General features: G+C 60.9%; 15 protein-coding genes and 2 pseudogenes. 13 read left to right on the forward strand and 4 right to left on the reverse strand.

From position 1 onward, the window contains the following. A pseudogene (locus F8N96_RS34355) lies at window positions 1–262 on the reverse strand (oxidase); the annotation flags it as partial. Between the two features lie 357 nt (window positions 263–619). On the opposite strand from F8N96_RS34355, the gene F8N96_RS34360 reads away from it, so the two are divergent. The 7 genes from F8N96_RS34360 to proC all read left to right on the forward strand — a co-directional run bounded on the left by F8N96_RS34360 (window position 620) and on the right by proC (window position 8,723). Then, entirely contained in the window at window positions 620–1,384 is a 765-nt protein-coding gene (locus F8N96_RS34360; RefSeq protein ID WP_150801571.1) for an enoyl-CoA hydratase/isomerase family protein, read from the forward strand. A 156-nt stretch (window positions 1,385–1,540) separates the two neighbouring features. Beyond that, complete coding sequence (locus F8N96_RS34365; RefSeq protein WP_150801572.1) at window positions 1,541–2,599, forward strand: ABC transporter substrate-binding protein; 1,059 nt, start codon at window positions 1,541–1,543, stop codon at window positions 2,597–2,599. 12 nt (window positions 2,600–2,611) lie between these two features. Continuing rightward, the gene (locus F8N96_RS34370; RefSeq protein ID WP_150801573.1) at window positions 2,612–3,682 is read left to right on the forward strand and encodes an ABC transporter ATP-binding protein; all 1,071 of its coding nucleotides are present in this window, start codon (window positions 2,612–2,614) and stop codon (window positions 3,680–3,682) included. Next, window positions 3,679–5,382: an ABC transporter permease subunit gene (locus tag F8N96_RS34375; protein WP_150801574.1), complete on the forward strand. Its 1,704-nt coding sequence runs from the start codon at window positions 3,679–3,681 to the stop codon at window positions 5,380–5,382. Before F8N96_RS34370 ends, F8N96_RS34375 begins: the two co-directional genes overlap by 4 nt. Before the next feature lie 3 nt (window positions 5,383–5,385). After that, on the forward strand, window positions 5,386–6,939 hold the full coding sequence (locus tag F8N96_RS34380) for an AMP-binding protein (RefSeq protein WP_150801575.1): 1,554 nt from the start codon (window positions 5,386–5,388) through the stop codon (window positions 6,937–6,939). Window positions 6,940–7,069: 130 nt separating this feature from the next. After that, on the forward strand, window positions 7,070–7,873 hold the full coding sequence (locus F8N96_RS34385; protein WP_263596472.1) for an IclR family transcriptional regulator: 804 nt from the start codon (window positions 7,070–7,072) through the stop codon (window positions 7,871–7,873). A gap of 58 nt (window positions 7,874–7,931) precedes the next feature. Then, complete coding sequence (proC, locus tag F8N96_RS34390; RefSeq protein WP_224789633.1) at window positions 7,932–8,723, forward strand: pyrroline-5-carboxylate reductase; 792 nt, start codon at window positions 7,932–7,934, stop codon at window positions 8,721–8,723. Between the two features lie 11 nt (window positions 8,724–8,734). On the opposite strand, the gene F8N96_RS34395 is transcribed toward proC, so the two are convergent. After that, window positions 8,735–9,652 (reverse strand): LysR family transcriptional regulator, encoded by a 918-nt coding sequence (locus tag F8N96_RS34395; RefSeq protein WP_138968081.1) that lies wholly within the window; start codon window positions 9,650–9,652, stop codon window positions 8,735–8,737. Between the two features lie 143 nt (window positions 9,653–9,795). Here F8N96_RS34395 and F8N96_RS34400 point away from each other — a divergent pair, with 143 nt between their 5' ends. From F8N96_RS34400 to F8N96_RS34425, 6 genes and pseudogenes are all read left to right on the forward strand, one after another. Further along, window positions 9,796–10,554, forward strand: a complete 759-nt coding sequence (locus tag F8N96_RS34400) for a 5-oxoprolinase subunit PxpA (RefSeq protein ID WP_150801578.1) — start codon at window positions 9,796–9,798, stop codon at window positions 10,552–10,554. 105 nt (window positions 10,555–10,659) lie between these two features. Continuing rightward, the gene (locus F8N96_RS34405) at window positions 10,660–10,905 is read left to right on the forward strand and encodes an acetyl-CoA carboxylase (protein WP_128869342.1); all 246 of its coding nucleotides are present in this window, start codon (window positions 10,660–10,662) and stop codon (window positions 10,903–10,905) included. Window positions 10,906–10,915: 10 nt separating this feature from the next. Continuing rightward, window positions 10,916–12,289 (forward strand): acetyl-CoA carboxylase biotin carboxylase subunit, encoded by a 1,374-nt coding sequence (locus tag F8N96_RS34410; RefSeq protein ID WP_150801579.1) that lies wholly within the window; start codon window positions 10,916–10,918, stop codon window positions 12,287–12,289. Next, window positions 12,286–13,158 carry a 5-oxoprolinase subunit B family protein gene (locus tag F8N96_RS34415; protein ID WP_150801580.1) on the forward strand — a complete coding sequence of 291 codons (873 nt, stop codon included), beginning with the start codon at window positions 12,286–12,288 and terminating at the stop codon, window positions 13,156–13,158. The genes F8N96_RS34410 and F8N96_RS34415 overlap by 4 nt, the downstream gene beginning before the upstream one ends. Beyond that, entirely contained in the window at window positions 13,155–14,129 is a 975-nt protein-coding gene (locus F8N96_RS34420; protein ID WP_150801581.1) for a biotin-dependent carboxyltransferase family protein, read from the forward strand. Before F8N96_RS34415 ends, F8N96_RS34420 begins: the two co-directional genes overlap by 4 nt. A 69-nt stretch (window positions 14,130–14,198) precedes the next feature. Next, window positions 14,199–14,387 (forward strand): annotated as a pseudogene (locus F8N96_RS34425) (allantoin permease); the annotation flags it as partial. Between the two features lie 4 nt (window positions 14,388–14,391). Here F8N96_RS34425 and F8N96_RS34430 read toward each other — a convergent pair. Both F8N96_RS34430 and F8N96_RS34435 read right to left on the reverse strand, forming a co-directional pair. Continuing rightward, entirely contained in the window at window positions 14,392–14,847 is a 456-nt protein-coding gene (locus F8N96_RS34430) for a hypothetical protein (protein WP_150801582.1), read from the reverse strand. Window positions 14,848–15,418: 571 nt separating this feature from the next. Then, a partial coding sequence (locus F8N96_RS34435; RefSeq protein ID WP_003137649.1) for an aldehyde dehydrogenase family protein occupies window positions 15,419–15,545 on the reverse strand: 127 nt, incomplete at its 5' end.

Below are 15,545 nucleotides of genomic sequence, written 5' to 3' on the forward strand. Positions count from 1 at the left end.
CTTCGTTGAAGACAGCGAAGGGCGTCTCCAGGTGCGGCGGGCGAGTGGTCACCAGGGTCAGCGGTCGTTTTTGCGGATATTGCACCAGCGGCCGCGGGCCAGCCGCAAAGGTCACGTCTTCGGCGTTTTCATCAACCGCCTTGGGTTCGGCGGCGGCCTTGGCCAGGCTAGCCAGCGGCGAGGCCGCCAAAGCCAGGGTGAAGGCATCGCGTAGAACGCGCCGACGGCTCGGATTGCTGTTTTCTACAAAGCTGAACTTCATTCTGCACTCTCTATGATTGTATTAATGAGATGCAAGTGACAGCTGCCCGTCAGGGCAGCGAGGCAGCGGGTCATTCCTCCATTTTCGGTATTCACCGGAAATTGCAGAGGGCTATGTTCGGACGCTCGGGACGCTATGCATAGGTCCAGTTCATGCCCAACTGCTGGACCTCAGCCAGCTCGCTGAAAGGTCATGACCAACGCTGAATGAGGCCGCCGCCGAAACGCCACGCCATCGCCCTGAATAGCTCCCGATGACCCCCCTCAGATGACCCACCTCGAGCGCGATTTTTCTGCTTGCGGGTAAATCAATTTAGTAATATCGTAATTAGACATTAACTATTGCATAGAGATAACCATGTCAAACATTGTGCTAGAAACTCAAGGTTCCGTGGCAGTTATCACCCTCAATCGTCCGGCAGTCCTCAACGCCTGGACCACGGCCATGCGTAACGAAATCATTGATGCCTTGCTGGCTTACGACGCTGACACGTCTATCAAGGCGTTGATCATGACCGGCGCTGGGGATCGTGCCTTTTCGGCGGGGCAAGACCTCTCCGAAGCCCATGATTTTGATGGTGAGCGCGCGGTGCAATGGGTCGGTGAATGGGAGCGTTACTACGCCACCCTGCGGGGGCTGTCCAAGCCGCTGGTCATCGCGCTGAACGGCACTGCCGCCGGCTCTGCGTTCCAGGTCGCGTTGCTGGGTGATATCCGTGTCGGTCATCCGGGTGTGCGCATGGGCCAGCCCGAGATCAATTCCGGCATTCCAAGCACCACCGGGCCATGGATCATGAACAGCATGCTGGGGATGTCGCGGACCATCGAGCTGACCTTGACCGGACGCCTGATGGACGCCGAAGAATGCCATCGCATCGGCCTGATTCACTACATGGTGCCGGCCAACGAAGTGTTCGCCAAAGCCCTGCAAGTGGCCAACGAACTGGCGAACAAGCCGCCGGTCGCCATGCGCCTGGACAAGCAGCGTTTTCGCGAGATGAGCGACCCCGACTTCAAGAACTCGATTGAAGCCGGCCGACGCTTGCAGAAAGAGGCGTACGACTCCGGTGAGCCTGCGCGCATGATGGAAGCGTTTTTCCAACAGCGGGCCAAGCAGGCCTGATTCACAACTCGAAACTCGCCGCCGGCCTGCACGGCCGGTGGCTACAACAATGCGCACGGCGGCGGCAATGTACCCTCACCGGCAACCCCCACGACCTTGTGAACTGCCGATGTCTTCGCCTTTTATCGATGCTTTCGTTTTTCGCAGGAGTCCTTCATGAGCAACCCAGAAAGCCCTGACCGTCGAAATCTGCTCAAGGCAGGCATGACCCTCGCGCTGGCCTGCAGCTTGCCGAGCGTTGTGCGTGCATCCGATCGCCAGATTATTGTTTCCGACCCCGGTGGCCCTTATACCAAGGCCTACCGCAAAGCGTTCTACGACCCGTTCGAACAAGCCACTGGCATCAAGGTGATCAGCGTCGCCCGCGAAGCGCAGCCGGTCGCGCAGCTCTCGGCCATGGTCAAGACCCGCAACTTCGTATGGGATGTCACGACCCTGACGATTTCCGCGGACATCCCCTACCTGGAAAGCCAGGGTTTCCTCGAACCTATCGGTCTGAGCAGCGCGGAGTTTCCGGACTTGCTGCCCGAGGCCATCACCCCGAATTTCCTGGGTGTCGATGTGTACTCCACCGTTCTGGCGTATCGCACCGATACCTTGAGCAATGCCCCGCAGTCGTGGGCGGATTTCTGGAACGTCGAGAAATTCCCGGGCCGGCGCTGCCTTCGCCGTAGTCCGCTGGACACCCTGGAACAGGCCTTGCTGGCAGACGGCGTAGAGCTGGACGCGCTGTATCCGCTGGACGTCGACCGTGCCTTCAAAAGTCTGGACAGGATCAAGCCACACATCGACCTGTGGTGGACCTCCGGGGCCCAGGCCATGCAAGCCATTCAGAGTGGCGAAGTGGACCTGATTTCGATCTGGAACGGTCGCGCCCAGGCCGCGCTGGAGAACGGTGCTCCGGTGCAGATCGTCTGGAACCAGGGGCTGTATTCCATTGAAGGGTGGGCCATTCCCAAAGGTACCCCTCGCGCTGACATGGCCAAGCAATTCGTGCGTTTTTGCGCCGATGCAAAGCGCCAGGCCGCGTTCACCGATGACCTGGCCTACGGCCCGACCAATCGCAAGTCCTTCGAGCAAATCCCCGCCGAACGGGCAGCGCTGCTTCCGACGGCGCCGCAGAACCTGAAAAACATGCGCCTGCCCAGCCCCCAATGGTGGGAAGCGAACCGTACTCAGGTGACTGAACGTTTCAACGCCTGGATCTTGTCGTAAGGGAGTCGTTGCATGAGCGTAAAACTTGAAACACGTGGGCTGGGCAAGACCTATGGCCAGTTCGTCGCGCTGCAACCCACCGATATCCAAGTGCGCGAAGGGGAGTTTCTGACCCTGCTGGGACCTTCAGGTTCGGGCAAATCGACCCTGCTGCAGATGATATCGGGGCTGGTGCCGCCGAGCAGCGGGCAACTGCTGATCGACGGCCAGGAAGCCACGCACATCGCACCGGGCAAGCGCGGCATCGGCCTGGTGTTCCAGAGCTATGCGCTGTTCCCGCACATGAGTGTGCGCGACAATGTTGCCTACGGTCTGCGCATGCGCAAGTACGAGAAGCGCAAGCTCGAAAGCGCAGTCGACGATGCGCTGAACATGGTGCGCATGCACGAGTTCGCCCATCGATATCCCAGCGAACTCTCCGGCGGGCAACAGCAGCGTATTGCCCTGGCGCGCTGCTTCGCTTATCGGCCTTCGGTCATCCTGCTCGACGAACCCCTCGGCGCCCTGGACAAAAACCTGCGTGAGCACATGCAGCTGGAAATTCGCCGCATGCACAAGGAACTGGGGGCCACCTTCATCTATGTCACGCATGATCAGGAAGAAGCGCTGACCCTGTCCGATCGCATTTGCCTGATGAACAAGGCACGCATAGAACAGCTGGCCACGCCGCAGGAACTCTACGATCGTCCGGCCAGCCTGTTCGCCGCCGAGTTCATCGGTCACTCCAACGTGCTGCAGGGCAAGCGTGCCAACGCCACGCAGTTGCATGTCGAAGGGCGCCTGCTGGAACTCAGCGGCTGTGTCGGGCATGAAGTGTCGGCCAACGTCGACAGCACCGATGCCTTCGTCCTGGTGCGCCCGGAAGCGGCGCGCCTGACCGAGCCAGGCGCGGGCTTGCTGGTGGGCAGTGTCGATGAATGCGTGTTCCTGGGCAGCGATACGCGTGCCTTGATCCGGCTGCCTTCGGGTGCCCGGTTCAGCGTGCGCTGCGCTCGACATATCAACCCTCGTGTCGGGGATGACGTCGGAATCGCCTGGGACGCTCACCGTGCCACCTTGTTGCCTGCGCAGGTGCACCCATGAGCCTGCCTAAACGCCTGCTGCCGGCGATCCCGGCGCTGCTGTTCCTCGGTGTGTTCTTTCTGTTGCCGGTAGCGGAAATGCTGATGGGCAGTTTCCAGAACACCAGCGGCGAGCTGAGCCTGAGCAACTTCGAGCGCATCGCGTCGACCCCGGTGTATGGCCGGGTGCTGGGCATGACCTTCTGGATTTCGGCACTCACCGCAATACTCTCGGTGCTGTTGGCCTATCCGGTGACTTATCTCCTGACGCGCTTGTCGCCCAAGGGACGCGAGCGCTGGATGATCTGGATCATGCTGCCGTTCTGGACCAGCTATCTGGTCAAGACTTACGCCTGGATGCTGTTGCTGTCGCGCAAGGGGCTGGTCACCACCATGGTGGCGCAGTTCATCGACAATCCGTCGGGGATGGTGCCGGCATTGTCCGGCGTGCTGATCGGCATGGTTCACTCGATGCTGCCGTTGGCTGTCATCACACTGCTGCCGATCATGCGCAGTATCGATCAACGCCTGGCGCCCGCCGCGCAAACCCTCGGCGCCAGCGGCCCGATGAGTTTCTTCAGCATCTTCCTGCCATTGTCGGCGCCGGGCATCGCCGCTGCCGCGCTGCTGGTGTTCATTACCAGCCTGGGCTTCTTCATCGTACCCGCGCTGCTGGGCTCGCCGCGGGAAATGATGGTTGCGCAGTTGGTCATCTCCTCGGTGCTCGATCTGTTCGACATGCACTTTGCCGGGGCACTGTCGGTGGTGCTGCTGATCTGTTCGTTGCTGGTGTTCGTGATCTACGACCGGGTCGCGGGGCTGTCCTCCCTTGGCGGAGAGGCGCCCAAGGGCCGTCAGTCGGGTCTGGGTCTGCGCCTGTTGTTCGCCATCGGCCACTTCTGCTCGCGATTCAGTTCAGGGCGTGCGCGGGGCGGTGATGGGGTGATGCTGCCCGGCTACAGTCTGTTGCTGGTCTTGCTCTTGATTTTGCCGGTGTTGGTGGTGATTCCCCTGGCCTTTACCAGCAGTCCATTCATTGCTTTCCCGCCCAAGCTCTACAGCTTCAAATGGTTCGCCGAGTTTTTCACCTCCCCGGTGTGGCAGGCGGCCTTGTTGCGCTCCTTCGGCGTGGGGTTGGCGACGGCGTTGCTGGCATTGGTGCTCGGGTTTGGCGCGACCATGGCCATGACCCGCATGTCGGCACGCTGGCGCAAGGGCCTGTTTGCGCTGTTCATTGCGCCCCTTATCGTGCCGCGTATCGTGATCGCCCTGGGGCTGCTTTACCTGTTCTCGCGGCTGGGCCTGGCCGGCAAGGACCTGGGCCTGGTTCTCGGGCATACGGTGCTGGCGTTGCCCTACGTGGTGGTGACCCTCGCGGCAGCGTTCCGGCAATACGACATGCGCCTGGACGATGCTGCACGCATCCTCGGCGCCGGCACCTTCACCCGGTTGCGGACGGTGACCCTGCCGCTGATGGCGGGCAGCCTGATGTCGGCGTTCCTGCTGGCGTTCATTACCTCGTTCGACGACCTGACTGTCGCCATCTTTGTCAGTGGCGGTATCAACACCACGTTGCCCAAGCAAATGTGGGACAGCATCCAGTTGGCGCTCACACCGACGCTGGCCGCGGTTTCCACCACGCTGCTGGGCTTCATCGTGCTGTTCGTTGTGGTTGCCCAATGGGTCGCTCGACGCTCTCTTTCCAAACGCCAAGGCGCCTGAACGATGCATAACTTTCCTAGCGAATATTTTTTGCAGCGCATTGCCAATGACCAATTGACCGCCGCGCCGCTGATTCACGCCGGCCTGATGAACGATGACAGCCGGGTGCGCATCACCTTCGAGGGGCGTTCGCTGCAAACGGGCGAACTGCGCGCGCGGGTGGCGGCGCTGCAAGCTGTGTTGGCCGCGCAGGGGCTGAAACCCGGGCAAAGGGTGGCGGTGATGCTGGGCAACAGCGACGAGCAGATTGTGCTGATCTACGCGTTGATTCTGTCCGGGTTGGTGTGGATTCCGATCAATACCCGGCTGCGCGGTCCGGGTCTGGATTACCCGTTCGAACATGCCAGGCCCGATTTGGTGGTGGCTGACGACGAGTTTGAGCCGCTGCTGCGACAAGGTGCGGCAGGCGCTCTGCCGTACCGGTCGATAGATGCGTTGCACCGTGCCGCCCAGGCCTGGGCGGATGCACCTCTGCAGTGGGTCGACAGCGACAGTGATGCCGCGCTATGCCTGATTTATACCTCGGGCACGACCGGAGCGCCCAAGGGTGTGATTTTCACCCATCGCATGATGCGCATCGCCGGCGAGGCCGTGCTGTTGGTGGCCGATGTGCAAGCTGGCGACCGTCTGCTGCTATGGGAACCCTTGTGCCATATCGGTGGCGCGCAGATGTTGCTGCTGCCGTTTCTGGCCGACGTGCAATTGAATGTGGTGCAACGCTTCTCCGCGAGCCGTTTCTGGGCCCAATGTGAAGCGGTCGGGGCGACGCAATTGCATTATCTGGGCGGGGTGCTCGATATCCTCATGCAACAGGATCCCGCCACCTGGCCTGTGCGTCATAGTCTGCGCACGCTGTGGGGGGCCGGGGTGTCGCTGAATAACTGGGCGGCTATCGAAAAACGCTTCGGCTGCCGATTGCGCGAATGCTATGGGATGACCGAGTGCGCCAGTTTCGCCACCCTCAACGCCAACAACAAACCGGGTTCGGTGGGCAAGGCTTTGCCCTGGTTGACCGTCGAACTGCTGGACGCCGAGAACCAGCCGGTAGCCGTTGGGCAGTTGGGCGAGATCGTTTTGTCCAGTCCCGTCGAAGGGGTTTTTCTACCCGGCTATCTGGAAAACCCCACAGCCACTGCACAGGCGCTGCGCAACGGACGGTTGCACACCGGCGATATGGCCCGCTTCGACGCCGACGGCGATTTGTTTTTCGTCGGACGACGCACCGACAGCATGCGAGTACGCGGTGAGAACGTCTCGGCGTGGGAAGTGGAGCGCGTTTTCAGCAGTCATCCGGCGGTGCATGCCTGTGCCGCCGTGGGCGTGGAATCGACGATTGGCGAGCAGGAGATCCTGCTTTATGTGCAGTTCGAGGATAACGCGGTAGCTGATTGGCCCGCCGTCGTTCAATGGGCGGGCCAGCGATTGGCGTCTTACCAGCAACCGCGTTACTACCAGCGGATCGACCGTTTCGAGATGACACCCAGCGAGCGAATCAAGAAACACCTGCTGGCGCGAACCATCGAAGGTGCGTGGGACGGGCAGGGGCGCCACCCGTAGCGACAAGCTCAAGCGGGGACACCCGGGAATTGGTCATGAGTTCGCGCCAAGCGACAGGCATTCAGTGAATAGCGATAGACTATGTCGTACAAACCCCACTATTTCCTTCACGACGCGATGTAATGTACTTATGGCTAATCCCCGCTTGCCGAAAAAAACGGTAACTGACCCCACCGCTTCCTCGCTGTACGTGCAGTCCGTGGAGAAAGCCATGAAAGTACTCATGGCCTTCGATGGCAGCCAGCGGCAATTGTCGTTATCGGAAATTGCCGGGCTGACCGGCATGGACCTCAGCGCAGCGCAACGCTTCACCTATACGCTCGCCACCTTGGGTTACTTGAACAAGGACCATGGCAAGAAATACGAGTTGTCCCCCAAGCTGCTCGATTTCACCTTCCACTACCTCAGCTCCAGCGAGCTGGTGAACCGCGCCGCGCCCTATCTGCAGCAACTGAGCGCGGAAACCGAAGAAGCGACCAACCTCACCGTGATGGACAACACAGACATCGTCTTCGTCCAGCGGATCGTCAGTCGTCACGTCTTCAATGCCAACGTCATTGTCGGTACGCGCTTGCCCGCGTGGTGTACCGCTCCCGGCCTGGCGCTGCTCGCCACCTACCCGGATGACGAGGTCAACGATATCTTCGACCGGAGTCAGTTTGTCCAGCACACCCCGGCCACCATCACCGACCGTGGGCAGATCTGGGCACACGTGGAGCAGGTCCGCCAGCAACGTTTTGCCCATGTCGAGGACCAGTTCTTCTACGGTGATGTTTCTACTGCCGCGGCCATTCTGGATGGGTCGGGGCGCGGGATTGGCGCGGTTAACGTGGCGGTGTCGCGCTCGCGCTGGGTCGCGGAGCGGGATATGCAACGCTACGCCGATCTGCTGATTTCCACCGCTTCTTCGATTTCGGCCAAGCGCAAAGCCTGAGCTGACACGATGCATCTTTCTTAAAACAAGTCATGCGACTGACTGGGGGGAACACATCATGAACGTTCTTTTTATTGGCTACGGACGTATGGGCAGCGCCATCGGCGAAGCTTGGCTGGCAACGGGCCTGGTGGACACCATCAGCGCTATTGACCCGCATCAGCCTCCCGGTCTCAGGGCAGCCTTGTACGAGGATATGCAAGCGCTTACGCAGCAGACATTCGAACTGATTGTCATCGCGGTCAAACCCGACAAAGTGTGTAGCGTCGCGGCGTCCCTGCCCGACATTATCTGCAAGGGCGCGGTGGTCATTTCAGTCGCCGCCGGTATCACGACCCAAGCCTTGGATCATGCCCTCTCGCGGCGCTGCCCGGTGATTCGAGCCATGCCCAATACCCCGGTGCTGGTCAAGGCCGGTTGCACAGCGCTATACACCGATTCGAGGCTCGATGACGCGCGCCGTGCCTTGGTCAGCCGATTGTTCGACAGTGTGGGACGCAGCTACTGGCTCGAGCACGAAAGCCTGCTCGATGCAGTCACCGCTATTTCAGGCAGTGGTCCGGCCTACTACCACCTGTTCAGTGAAGCCTTGGTCGAGGCCGGAGTCCTTCTCGGGCTGACGCCCGAATTGGCGCTTGATCTGGCCACACAGACCGCTTTTGGCGCCGCTTGCCAGCAGGTTCGGGAAGACGCGAACATTGTCGATTTACGTACCGCCGTCACCTCACCCAAAGGCACGACTGCAGCGGCAATTGCCGTCTTCGAGCAGGACCAGGCGCTTCGCCGCTTGATTGAAGCGGCAACGCAAGCGGCTCATCGGCGCTCGCAAGAACTATCGACAGGTCGTTAAGCCATCTTCTTTCAACGTCGCGCAGATAACTGTTGCGGCGCCAGAAAGGCATCGTGGAAGTAGTTACGAAACGCTTGCATGGCCGGGCTGAAATTGCGTTCACGATGCCAGGCCAGGCCGACACTCATGGGGGTGACCTTGTCGGTGACCGTCAGGGTTTCGATGCGTTTGCCTTCCAGCGACCAGGGGCGATGCACCAGGTCCGAGAGGATCGCCACGCCGCTGCCATTGGCAACCATGCTGCGCACCGCTTCCACGGAGCTGGTTCGCACGCGCACGTTGGGTTGTTGGTGCGCGTGTTCCCAATAACGCATGGCGCTTTGTTCGGCTTCGTCGACGGTCAACAGGATGTAGGGTTCCTTCGCCACGTCGGCGAGGCTGACGGCGGAGCGTTCGCACAGTGGATGGTGGCTGGGCAGCCAGAGCCGGCGTTCGGAGTTGAACAGGATTTCCGAGACGATGTCCGGGTGCGTGAGGTTGGCGGTGAGCACCACCGCCATGTCGAATCGGCCTTCCAGCAAGCCTTGTTCGATGGCCTGGCGTTCTTGTTCGTGGACTTCGATGGCCACGTCCGGGTGCCAGTGTTCAAGCCGTTGCAGGTGGTGCGGCAGGAAGTAGCCGATCACCGTATAGCTGGCGGCCAGGCGCAGCAGCCCGCTGGCGCGGACGTCGGGCAGCGGGCTGTTCAGCGCGTCGTCGACGCTGCGTTGGATCACATAGGCCCGATTGAGAAAATGCCGCCCGGCATCGGTCAGGCTCATGCCCTGGGCTGAACGCTGGAACAGCAGGGTGCCAAGCATGCCTTCCAGTTCCTTGATCGCCGTGGTCACCGCCGACTGGGAAATATTCAAATGAATGGCCGCTTGAGAAATTTGCCCGATCTCGGCGGTGGCGACGAAATAGCGGACCTGGCGCAGGGTCAGTGACATGAGCACTCCGGACTTTTGGGTATCTGTTTTTCAGAGGCTATCTGTTTTTCAGAAGATGGCCCCTCTGATAATAGATCTTCCCAAGGGGTTGGCAGGAATCTAACGTGGCTTGCATGAAGTCACAAGCGTCGGGAGCAAGTGTCATGCAAGCAGTAGATTTCAACTCGGACATGGGCGAAGGCTTCGGTCCATGGACCATCGGCGATGGCGTCGACAATGAGCTGATGGGCTTTATCAGTTCGGCCAACATCGCCACCGGCTTTCATGCCGGGGACCCCAGCACCATGCGCCGCACCGTGGAGCAGGCCAAGCGCCTGGGCGTAGCCATCGGCGCGCATCCAGGGTTTCGCGACCTGGTGGGATTTGGCCGTCGGCACATCAATGCACCGGCCCAGGAACTGGTGGACGACATGCTCTACCAGTTGGGCGCCCTGCGTGAACTCGCCCGGGTTCAAGGGGTGGCGCTGCAACACATCAAACCCCACGGCGCGCTCTACATGCACCTGGCCCGGGATGAGGAGGCCGCCCGGTTGCTGGTGGTAAACCTGCGACGCCTGGAGCCTGAATTACTGCTGTATTGCATGCCCGGCTCAGTGATCTGGCACGTCGCCAAGGAACTCGGTCAACCGGTCATCCGCGAGTTCTACGCCGACCGCGAGTACGACCTCAGCGGCTCCATCGTCTTTACCCGCAACGTGCGCGCCTACGATCCGGCCCAGGTGGCCGCGCGGGTGCTGCGTGCCTGTCAGGAAGGCGTGGTACGCACAGTCGAGGGTCAGGACCTGGCGATCGAATTCGATTCCATCTGTTTGCACAGCGATACGCCGGGCGCCCTGGCGTTGGTCGAGGCTACGCGTAACGCGCTTGATAGCGCCGGGATCAAGGTTCGCGCACCGCGCTGAGCTATCCCACTGAATCAGCACTAAACACCCGGCACACAGACGCCAGGGTTTAAACACCGATTCATTTTTGCCTGCCTTTCTACAACTATTCCAAGAGGAACAGACATGGCCGAACACACTGTCATTACTCCATTGCCCGGGACCTTCTACCGCAAGGCGACCCCCGAATCGGCTAACTTCGTCGAGGAGGGCGCGCAGGTCAACGCCGACACGGTGATTGGCCTGATCGAGGTCATGAAGCAGTTTTCCGAACTGACCGCCGGGACGGCCGGTCGCCTTGGCGCATTTTTGGTCGAAGACGGCGATCCGGTGGAACCGGGTCAGGTCGTTGCAACACTCGACGACGAGTGAGGGCGCGATTATGACTCAAGGCATTCGTAAATTACTGATCGCCAACCGTGGCGAGATTGCCGTGCGGATTATCCGCGCCGCCAAAGCACTGGGCATCCCCACCGTTGCCGCGTGCAGCGAAGCGGACATCGACTCCCAGGCTGCGCGCATGGCTGACGAGGTGCACCTGCTCGGTCCCGCCCGCGCCGACAAAAGTTACCTGAACGTCGAAGCATTGCTCGGTGCCTTGAAAGCCACGGGTGCCAATGCGGTACATCCAGGTTATGGCTTTCTCTCGGAAAACGCCGATTTCGCCGAAGCCGTCCTCGCGGCGGGCGCCATTTTCGTCGGGCCGAGCCCGCAGACGATCCGGCGCATGGGCGATAAAGCCGAGGCGCGGCGTACCGCGCAAGCGGCGGGCGTACCCGTTGTGCCGGGATCACCGGGTGAACTGTTCGACGTCGAGTCGGCACTCGAGGCGGCCGAATCCGTTGGTTTTCCACTGCTGATCAAAGCCTCGGCCGGTGGCGGCGGGCGGGGGATTCGCCTGGCGGAAAACGCCCGGCAACTAAGCGAAGAATTTCCCCGTTCCCAGCGCGAAGCCCAGGCGGCATTTGGCAATGGCGCGGTGTACCTGGAGCGGTTTATCAGCAAGGCCCGGCACATCGAAGTGCAAGTGTTGGGCGATGGCCAGCACGCCGTGCACCTGTTCGAGCGCGAGTGTTCGCTGCAACGTCGGCGCCAGAAGATTTTTGAAGAAGCGCCGTCGCCGGCACTCAGCCAGCAACAACGCGAGACGCTCTGCGCCAGCGCCGTGCGCCTCACCGAGTCACTGGGCTACAAGGGCGCCGGGACGCTGGAGTACCTGTATGACGATGCGACGGGCGAGTTTTTCTTTATCGAGATGAACACGCGGATCCAGGTGGAACACCCGGTCAGCGAGCTGATCACCGGGATCGATCTGGTCCAGGCGATGTTGCGCATCGCCGGTGGCGAGCCGCTGGGCTTCCAGCAGAGTGACATCCAGCTCAACGGTGCCGCGCTGCAAATGCGCCTGAACGCTGAAGATCCGGCGCGGGATTTCTTCCCCAGCCCTGGCGTGGTCGAGGCGTTGGTCTGGCCGCAAGGGCAGGGGGTGCGTGTCGACACCCATCTCTACCAAGGCTACCGCGTGCCGCCGTACTATGACTCGCTTTTGGCCAAGCTGATTGTGCACGGTCGCGACCGTGCCGAAGCCTTGGCCCGCGCGCGCAGGGCGGTGGAACAGACCACACTCACCGGCATGGCCAACACCCTGGCGCTGCACGGTGAATTGCTGGAACAACCGTGGCTGCACAGCGCCGACTTCCACACCGGCACCCTGGAAACCTGGCTGGCCGAGCGCCGCAGCGGAGGTGAAGCATGAGTACTCCCATCCGCTACAGCTTTGGTGCCGACGAACATTTGTTCGCCGAAGTCAGCGACAGCATGTCCCTGGAAGCGTTTTTCAAGGGCCTGGCGGTCACCCGCGCGGTGGAGCGTCTGGCGCTGGATGGCGTGCTTGATGTGTGCCTGGCCAATGCCTCGTTCCAGATTCGTTTTGACCCGGATCGCATTGCGCCTTTCGACCTGCTTGAAGCGGTGAAGATCGCCGAGGCCGAGGCGGTCGCCGAACGCACGCTGCAGACGCGGATCATCGAGATTCCGGTGCTCTATAACGATCCCTGGACCCATGAAACCCTGATGCGTTTTCGCGACCGTCATCAGGACCCGAGCGCCACGGACCTGGAGTACGCCGCGCGCATCAACGGCCTGGCGGACGTCGAAGCCTTCATCGCCGCCCACAGTGGCGCGCCATGGTTTGTCTCGATGGTCGGCTTCGTCGCGGGCCTGCCGTTCATGTTCCAGATGGTCGAGCGTGAGCGTCAGTTGCAGGTGCCCAAGTACCTGCGACCCCGTACCGACACCCCGAAACTGACCCTCGGTCACGGCGGTTGCTTCGGTTGCATCTACTCGGTGCGTGGCGCCGGTGGTTATCAGATGTTTGGTGTCACGCCGGCACCGATCTACGACCCACAGCAGACCCTGGCCTACCTGAAAGAGCACATGGTGTTTTTCCGTCCGGGCGACATCGTGCAGTTCAAACCGATGGACCGCCAAGCGTATGACCACGCCGTTGCCGAAGTGGAAGCGGGGCGTTTTGATCTGCGGATTCGTCCGGTGGAGTTCTCGCTGGACGCGTTCCTGGCCGACCCCGTTGGCTATCCCAAGTCGTTGCAGGAGGTGCTGGCATGATCAAGGTACTCAAACCCGGTCTCGCCACTTCGGTACAGGACCTGGGCCGCGAAGGTTACTACCACCTGGGCATTCCACCCTCCGGTGCGCTCGACCAATACGCCCTGAGCGCGGCCAATCAGCTGGTCGGCAACCCGGCAGGGGCGGCAGCGCTGGAATGCTCACTGTTGGGGCCGGAGCTGGAATTTCAGGAGGATGCATTGGTGGCGGTGTGCGGTGCGCACATGACGCCACGTGTCGATGGTGTGGAAATGCACCACGACACGGCGTTCTCGGTGAAGGCCGGGCAAGTGCTGCGCTTTGACTTTCCCAAGGCCGGCGCGCGCGCCTATCTGGCGGTTGCCGGTGGCATTGATGTGCCGGTGGTGCTGGGCAGTCGCTCCACCTATGCGTTGGGCGCACTCGGTGGTTTTCAGGGGCGCAGGCTGGTGGCCGGCGATGAACTGCCCGTCGGTATCGCCAGCGGTAAAAGCCGCGCCGGGGCCAGTTTGCCCATGGCGTTGCGGCAATCATTGGGTGGCGAGATCACCCTGCGTGTGGTGCCGGGCCTGTATTACGAGCGCCTGACTCCAGCGGCGGCGGATAGTTTTTTTGCCGAGCCCTGGACAGTCGGTTCGGAAGCCGACCGCATCGGCTACCGCTTCAAGGGCGGCAGTGCGCTGACGTTTCAGCCCCGTGAGCAGCCGTTTGGTGCCGGTTCCGATCCGTCGAATATCGTCGACAGTTGCTACCCGATCGGCTCGATCCAGGTTCCGGCCGGGCTTGAGCCTATCGTGTTGCACCGCGACGCGGTGTCCGGTGGCGGCTACGCGATGATTGGCACAGTGATCAGCGCCGACCTCGACTTGATCGGCCAGATGCAACCCAACCAGAAGGCCCGCTTCAAAGCGGTCACCCTGGAAGAAGCGCTGGAAGCGCGACGATCCTACAAGAAAAAACTCAGCTGCCTGAGCAAGCTGTTCCCTTCCTGATTCTGCCCGCCGCATCGCGCGGGTCATGCCAAACGGTAAGCCAACGCCGCACTTCGGTGCGGTGGCGGCCATGACGGGGCGCTGAACGAAGTGTCGGTGGTGATGGCGATTTTGCAGCGGATGGGCTTGTGGGGATTGTTGTTTGTCTGGGCCACGCAAACCCGGATCAACACCGCCAATTACTATCTGGCCACGCTGAACATGCAGGCGTTCTTCGCACGTTTTGGCCTGCGCGGTTCGTACGCGATGTGGGCCTTGGCGGCTACTTCAGCGAGCCGCCTTGCCTGAGGTTTGCGCAAAAAATATCGATGTTGCCGCTTTCCGGAGCAGTGCGCACGACGACGGAGTACTCACCGGAAAGCAGGACCGGCAGTGCGACGGGTGCGCCTCTCGAGAACGCCCAGCCGCGTATGGGTTGGCGTTCGGTGTTGACCTGATCGTTCATTGCGTAGGCGACGGGCCCGGGCTGCTGGCAGCTGCCTTTATTGATGAAGGTATAAAGGCGCAAGGGCAGAGACGTTCCGCCTGGAACACCACTGATGAAGAAACTGAATCCGGTTTGATTATTGCTCCAGCTGGTCAACGTTACATTGCCGATCTGACCGGTGTTCTGCCGGGTGGCAACCAGAGGAATACTCACGCCATGGTCTGATGAAGTGGTGCAGCCGAAGAGGCTGGCGCAGACCATCAGCGCTGCAAATGAGTTTCTGAGTTTCATTGCCAACGTCCTGTGTGGAAGCACCGCAATGGGAGATTAGTGGGTATAGCTCATCAATAAGCAGTCGGTAAATTGAACTGCTGCGACTCAGCCCTTGTCGTCCGTACAGAAGCTAGGAAACTCGACAAACTCGTGTTGTTCCCAGAGAGTGTTACTCCAATGACACCGGCCGAAAAACTTCTCGAATGGAATGCAAACTGGACGATTTCCCACGGCGTTGTCAGCTGCAGGACTTGCCATGCGCAGCAGTCTGAACTCGACAGGGACCAAGCATTTCTTCATGGAACAGGCTGCGTGAAGGCACCTTTGGGAATCCTCCCATGGCAGGCCTTGGACGATGTCCAACACACTCTCTCAATGGGTAAAAAGCACGACTGATGCTAACGGCTAGACCAGCCGACGAGTTGCTATAGGTTGAGCCGACGGCACTCAGCTTCAGCATCGTCTCGACTGGGATGGCTTTTGTTCAGCCTTCGCTTTTCCTTATTTTCCTTCGAATGGGCGCGAGACCGGCTTGCCGGCGAAGGCGGTAGAGAGGGCGACGCAGGATTTCCTGCAGCGCCCCCGGTTTTTAGAAGAAGCCCAGCGGATTGATGTCGTAGCTCACCAGCAGGTTTTTGGTCTGCTGATAGTGATCGAGCATCATCTTGTGGGTTTCACGGCCGACGCCGGACTTCTTGTAGCCACCGAACGCGGCA

This window comes from Pseudomonas fluorescens (genome assembly GCF_902497855.1).
GTDB lineage: Bacteria > Pseudomonadota > Gammaproteobacteria > Pseudomonadales > Pseudomonadaceae > Aquipseudomonas > Aquipseudomonas fluorescens_BI.

What these genes read in the sequence shown, in the direction of transcription:
- F8N96_RS34375 (WP_150801574.1), top strand. Translation starts at nt 3,679, where the DNA reads ATGAGCCTGCCTAAACGCCTGCTGCCGGCGATCCCGGCGCTGCTGTTC.
- F8N96_RS34360 (WP_150801571.1), top strand. Translation starts at nt 620, where the DNA reads ATGTCAAACATTGTGCTAGAAACTCAAGGTTCCGTGGCAGTTATCACC.
- F8N96_RS34380 (WP_150801575.1), top strand. Translation starts at nt 5,386, where the DNA reads ATGCATAACTTTCCTAGCGAATATTTTTTGCAGCGCATTGCCAATGAC.
- F8N96_RS34405 (WP_128869342.1), top strand. Translation starts at nt 10,660, where the DNA reads ATGGCCGAACACACTGTCATTACTCCATTGCCCGGGACCTTCTACCGC.
- F8N96_RS34430 (WP_150801582.1), bottom strand. Translation starts at nt 14,847, where the DNA reads ATGAAACTCAGAAACTCATTTGCAGCGCTGATGGTCTGCGCCAGCCTC.
- F8N96_RS34365 (WP_150801572.1), top strand. Translation starts at nt 1,541, where the DNA reads ATGAGCAACCCAGAAAGCCCTGACCGTCGAAATCTGCTCAAGGCAGGC.
- F8N96_RS34415 (WP_150801580.1), top strand. Translation starts at nt 12,286, where the DNA reads ATGAGTACTCCCATCCGCTACAGCTTTGGTGCCGACGAACATTTGTTC.
- proC (WP_224789633.1), top strand. Translation starts at nt 7,932, where the DNA reads ATGAACGTTCTTTTTATTGGCTACGGACGTATGGGCAGCGCCATCGGC.
- F8N96_RS34395 (WP_138968081.1), bottom strand. Translation starts at nt 9,652, where the DNA reads ATGTCACTGACCCTGCGCCAGGTCCGCTATTTCGTCGCCACCGCCGAG.
- F8N96_RS34370 (WP_150801573.1), top strand. Translation starts at nt 2,612, where the DNA reads ATGAGCGTAAAACTTGAAACACGTGGGCTGGGCAAGACCTATGGCCAG.
- F8N96_RS34420 (WP_150801581.1), top strand. Translation starts at nt 13,155, where the DNA reads ATGATCAAGGTACTCAAACCCGGTCTCGCCACTTCGGTACAGGACCTG.
- F8N96_RS34400 (WP_150801578.1), top strand. Translation starts at nt 9,796, where the DNA reads ATGCAAGCAGTAGATTTCAACTCGGACATGGGCGAAGGCTTCGGTCCA.
- F8N96_RS34410 (WP_150801579.1), top strand. Translation starts at nt 10,916, where the DNA reads ATGACTCAAGGCATTCGTAAATTACTGATCGCCAACCGTGGCGAGATT.
- F8N96_RS34385 (WP_263596472.1), top strand. Translation starts at nt 7,070, where the DNA reads ATGGCTAATCCCCGCTTGCCGAAAAAAACGGTAACTGACCCCACCGCT.